General features: G+C 45.9%; 2 protein-coding genes and 1 pseudogene. 1 reads left to right on the forward strand and 2 read right to left on the reverse strand.

The window, feature by feature from the left end; all coding sequences use genetic code 11:
• The first annotated feature begins 3 nt into the window (after positions 1-3).
• Positions 4-60 carry an IS1 family transposase gene (locus tag FC814_RS23865; RefSeq protein ID WP_003032489.1) on the forward strand — a complete coding sequence of 19 codons (57 nt, stop codon included), beginning with the start codon at positions 4-6 and terminating at the stop codon, positions 58-60.
• Positions 61-75: 15 nt separating this feature from the next.
• Here FC814_RS23865 and FC814_RS22545 read toward each other — a convergent pair.
• Both FC814_RS22545 and FC814_RS23870 read right to left on the reverse strand, forming a co-directional pair.
• Positions 76-849, reverse strand: a pseudogene (locus FC814_RS22545) (CSS-motif domain-containing protein); the annotation flags it as partial.
• Positions 846-905, reverse strand: a 60-nt coding sequence (locus FC814_RS23870) for an IS1 family transposase (protein ID WP_071528444.1), incomplete at its 5' end; no start/stop codon positions are given. The pseudogene FC814_RS22545 and the gene FC814_RS23870, both read right to left, overlap by 4 nt.

The following is a 905-nucleotide window of genomic DNA, read 5'->3' on the forward strand; positions in this document are numbered from 1 at the left end:
TCGGTGGAGCTGCATGACAAAGTCATCGGGCATTATCTGAACATAAAACACTATCAATAAGTTAGAGTCATTACCAATCTCACCATTGCTTATCGCCCTACGCAGAATCTCTTCAGGTGTGTCTGTCTTATTGAAATATTTATCAAGTAAAAAGGCAGCGGAACAGGATATTAAAAGGCTGAATATCAAAATACCCAAGCCTTTGTCGATCATTCTGGTAAAGCTAAATAGCGGCGGCTGGTTATAGATAATACTGAAATGATATTCAGTGGAGTTAACCCGTCCAGAAAGTTGATGTCTGCCATTGAGAGTTGTCACATCTCCCGACGGCCCAATAATATTATCCCCCACGCGCAAACTATATTTCACCCCCTTCAACGGCACATGGAGCGCCCCACGGATATGCTGGTCGCTAATAGTCACTAGGATACGCGTATCAGCGAACTGAATCTGATAGAGCAGAATGGGTAATCTATTTACAGTGTCGAGCGCCGGAGCCAACAGCAAATTACTGTCTGGTATCTCAGGAATACGGGATAGCAGTACCCGATTACCCGGCAGCGATGTACACCAGACAGCACCTTGTTTGAGAATGATGATCGTCCGCAGATGGGGTTTCAGCGCGGCCTCTGTACCTAGCTGATATTGTTCATCCAGATCACACCTTTTCCCTGCAATTTCCATCGCCGTTTGAGTCGCCTGTGACGCTTCCTCAAGAATATGATTAATGTTGTTGGCGGCGTACTTCGCCCCCGCCAGGCTCTCTGCTTTTGCGGAATACCAGAGCTGAATATTCAAAATAGAGACGCCAGTAATAAACAGGCACACCGGGTAATGACTCCAACTTATTGATAGTGTTTTATGTTCAGATAATGCCCGATGACTTTGTCATGCAGCTCCACCGA

This window comes from Escherichia sp. MR (assembly GCF_005280595.1).
GTDB lineage: Bacteria > Pseudomonadota > Gammaproteobacteria > Enterobacterales > Enterobacteriaceae > Escherichia > Escherichia ruysiae.